This window comes from Streptomyces sp. NPDC005070 (genome assembly GCF_053600395.1).
The window spans coordinates 1-3707 of sequence record NZ_JBSFZS010000302.1; the positions used below are offsets into that span (position 1 = coordinate 1).

The 3707-nt window shown below is 71.2% G+C and carries 3 protein-coding genes and 1 pseudogene; all 4 read right to left on the bottom strand.

Annotation, left to right across the window (positions count from 1 at the left end; translation table 11 throughout):
* Positions 1 to 110: 110 nt before the first annotated feature.
* A complete protein-coding gene (locus ACWEBX_RS38055) occupies positions 111 to 770 on the bottom strand; it encodes an LAETG motif-containing sortase-dependent surface protein (protein WP_451889301.1) in 660 nt (219 codons plus the stop codon).
* Positions 771 to 956: 186 nt separating this feature from the next.
* Positions 957 to 2069: an LOG family protein gene (locus ACWEBX_RS38060; protein WP_451889302.1), complete on the bottom strand. Its 1113-nt coding sequence runs from the start codon at positions 2067 to 2069 to the stop codon at positions 957 to 959.
* A gap of 483 nt (positions 2070 to 2552) precedes the next feature.
* Positions 2553 to 2960, bottom strand: a complete 408-nt coding sequence (locus ACWEBX_RS38065; RefSeq protein WP_451889303.1) for a VOC family protein — start codon at positions 2958 to 2960, stop codon at positions 2553 to 2555.
* Positions 2961 to 3079: 119 nt separating this feature from the next.
* Positions 3080 to 3707: pseudogene (locus ACWEBX_RS38070) on the bottom strand (hypothetical protein); the annotation flags it as partial.

The window sequence follows — 3707 nt, forward strand, 5'->3', positions numbered from 1 at the left end:
CCTGCGATCGATCCGTCGCCCGGTACACCCCGTATCGCCCCCGTGAACAGCCGCGTTGTCCGGGGTGCTCCACCCGATCCCTACCGAGGCACGGTCGTTCGGGAAGCGGGTCAGCTCGCCTTCGAGGCGCCACGGCGGCGCATGCCGAAGTAGACCGCTCCGCCACCGACGACGACGAACGCACCGGCGATACCGGCGATCATCGGGGTGTTGGAGTTCGCACCGGTCTCGGCGAGGTTGGACTCACCGGCGGCCGCGGACGGCTGGTTGTCGCCCGGGGTGGCCGGAGCGGCGCTGCTCTCCGCGTCGGACGGGGTCGCCGAGTCCGAAGGGGTGTCCGAGGGGGCGGACTCCGAGGGCTCCGGGCTCGCCGACGGGGACGGCGACTCCGACTCGGTGGTGCAGGCCTCGTCCTTCGTCACCAGGTTCGGGGAGATGTCCTTGTCCACGAGGTTCGGGACGCTGACGTGGATGCGGTACTCGGCCTTGGGCGCCCAGTCCTCCGAGAAGGAGACGGTGGCGCCGTTCTTGCTGCCGGTGACCTTCTGGGCGGTTCCGACCTGGTGGTCGTCGGCGCCGTTGCGCTCGAGGAAGACCGTGATGGTGGCTTCCTTGGCGGAGGTGTCGACGTCGGTCACGGTGATGATGCCCTTCCCGTTGCCGTCACAAGTGGCGGCCGCCGAGAAGTCCTTGATGTTGCAGGCGAGTGCATTGCCGGCGACGCCGAGCGCGAGCGCGGCAGAGGCGGAGGCAACGCCGAGGATTCGCACGGTACGTGCGGTGCGTCGAGATATGGACACGATTGCCCTTCACAGGTTGCGCAACTGCGGGGGGTGTGGGGGGATTTGCTGCAATTTCTCCAGCAACAGCGCCCCCAGGAGTCTCACAGGTCTATAAGCGCGACCTAAGTGCTGTCAATGCGTAGGTGCTGCCTCGCTGTTGGCTTTGCCGAGTTGTTAACGTCCCAGGTGTTTGAGCGCTTCCGGAGCGTCATCGACGCCGTCGACGAGGGCGATCCGCGACTCCATCGCACGTTCCCTGGCCAGCGACGTGAGCAGTCCCCAGGCGGGATACTTCTCGGTCCAGTGCGCCCGGTCCACCAGGACCATGGGGGTCGGCTCGCCCCTGGACCCGTAGTAGTTCGGGGTCGCGTTGTCGAAGATCTCCTGTACGGTCCCGGCGGCGCCCGGCAGGAAGACGACCCCCGCGTTCGAGCGGGCCAGCAGCCCGTCCTCACGGGTCGCGTTGGCAAAGTACTTGGCGATGTGCGCGGCGAAGGCGTTCGGCGGCTCGTGCCCGTAGAACCAGGTGGGGACGCCGACCGAGGGGCTGCCCGAGGGCCAGCGCTCGCGCACCGCGAACGCCGCGCGCGCCCAGTCGGTGACGGAGGGCGTGAACGACGGGACGGCGGCCAGCATGCGCAGGGATTCGTCGAGCATGCCGTCGTCGAACGGGGCCGCGTACGCGCCGAGGTTCGCCGCCTCCATGGCGCCGGGGCCGCCGCCGGTGGCGACCATGAGACCGGAGCGCGTGAGGGTGCGGCCGAGCCGTGCGGCCGCCGCGTACGCCTCCGTGCCGCGTGCCATCGCGTGGCCGCCCATCACGCCCACGACCTGTACGCCGGTGAGGAGTTCGTCGAGCGCGTCCGAGACGGAGTCGTCGTGGACCGCGCGCACCATCGACGCGAATATGTCGCCGTCGGCCTTGGTCCGCTGGAACCAGGCGTACGCGCGGGCGTCGGGTGTCGACTCGTACCCCGCGTCGAGCGAGGCGAAGAGTTCGTCGGGCGAGTAGAGACGACCCCGGTAGGGGTCGAGGGGGAGGCCCGGTACGGGAGGGAAGACGAGGGCGCCGGAGAGCCGGACCCGCTCGGCCGCCTCGGACTCCATCGGGCAGCCGAGGAAGACGGCGCCCGTGGTGTCCACGGACAGGAGGTCCGCCGTACGGCTCGTCAGATCGACGGCCTGGACGCGGAACCCGGCGAGCGAGCCACTCGAGACGACCTCGTCGAACTCGGCGAGGGATTCGATCTCACGGTCGTGGGGGATATGAAGGGGGGTTGGCAGCACCCGCCCATGCTAGGGGCTGCCGCCCAAGGGACACCGGGGTTCCGGGCCCCCTGTCCCCGCGACCTGACCCGGGTTGCCCCGGCCTCGCAGGCGACCGCGCCTTGGGTCCGGCCCGGCAATCGGGCTCGGCCTCGGCCCGCCGCACCGACAGCCTTCCTTCGCCGCCTCCGCCCCTGCCCGTCCCAACCCTGGGGCTCCGCCCCGGACCCCGCTCCTCAAACGCCGGAGGGGCTGAAACTTCCCCACCGACAGCCTTCCTTCGCCCCCTCCGCCGCTGCCCGTCCCGACCCTGGGGCTCCGCCCCGGACCCCGCTCCTCAAACGCCGGAGGGGCTGAAATTTCCCCGGCACCCGAAACGGCATGGATGGGCTGGAATGTGACTCCGTGTCCGGAAGGGTGGGGAGGGGGAATCCCCAGGAGTATGTGTTCAGGCCGGGCGCGCGGACCCCTGTACCGCGCGCCGGGCCTGGCAAGGGGGGAGGGTCAGCCCTGGACCGCTGCCGGGTCCATCCACATGACCTCCCAGGTGTGGCCGTCCAGGTCGTCGAAGGAGCGGCCGTACATGAAGCCCTGGTCCTGTGCCTCGCCTGACCCCGAGCCGCCCGCCGCGATGGCGGCGTCGACCAGCTCGTCGACCTTCTCGCGGCTCTCGGCGCTCAGACACAGCAGCACCTCGCTGGTCTTCGTCGCGTCCGCGATCTCCTTCTTGGTGAAGTCCGCGTAGCGCTGCTTGCCGAGCAGCATCGCGATGATGGTGTCGCTGATCACCACGCAGGCGCAGTCGTCCGTGGAGAACTGGGGGTTGATCGTGTAGCCGAGCTCCGTGAAGAACGTCCTGGAGGCGGCGACGTCGGACACGGGCAGGTTCACGAAGATCATCTGCTGGTACATACGAGGTTCTCCCGTCGGTGTTGTGCCGTTCGCAGGGATAGACCGGGGGTCCGCCCGGAACTCATCGCCCGGCGCGGACCCCTTTTCCCGAACATCGCGCGGAGTGCTCCGCGGGCCGGTCAGTGGATGAGGGGAAGCGCGGCCAGTTCGGCGACCGCCCAGGTCAGCGGGGCGAACGCGACGAACAGTGTCCCGGCGCGCAGGGCCGCCGCGCCCCGCAGCATGGTGGCGGGCGCCCCCAGCCGCAGCAGTGCCGCCGTGGTGTCGGCCCGGGCCTGCCGCGCCTCGACGGCGGCGGTCGCCAGCGTCAGCAGCGTGCACCCGGCGACCAGCAGGGCGCCCAGGGTGGTCAGCGGACCGAAGGCGGGCCTGGCGCCGGTGTACAGCGTCGTCATGGCGAACGCCCCCGACGCCACCGCGCACACCACGCCCAGCGGCCGCCCGATGCGCCGCGCCTCCGACTGGAGCACCCGCCCGGCCAGCAGTCGCAGCGCGCCGGGACGTACGGCCTGGAGCAGCCATCCGCACAGATAGGTGATCGCGGGCCCGGCGAGGGCCAGACCGACCGCCGTCAGCACCCAGCCGAGCAGCACACCGGCCGGACCGCCGATGAATCCGCCGGGCAGGGCGAGCGCGGGCGCGGGTCCCGAGCGGCTCGCGTACGTCTCCACGGCCAGACCGGCCGCCAGCGTGGCCGCGCCCCAGGGGAGCCCGATCGGGTAGCCCGGCGCGGGCGGCAGCCCGCCG

Bases quoted from the DNA above. Each gene is read 5' to 3' on its own strand.
- ACWEBX_RS38065 (WP_451889303.1), bottom strand. From the start codon at position 2,960: ATGTACCAGCAGATGATCTTCGTGAACCTGCCCGTGTCCGACGTCGCC.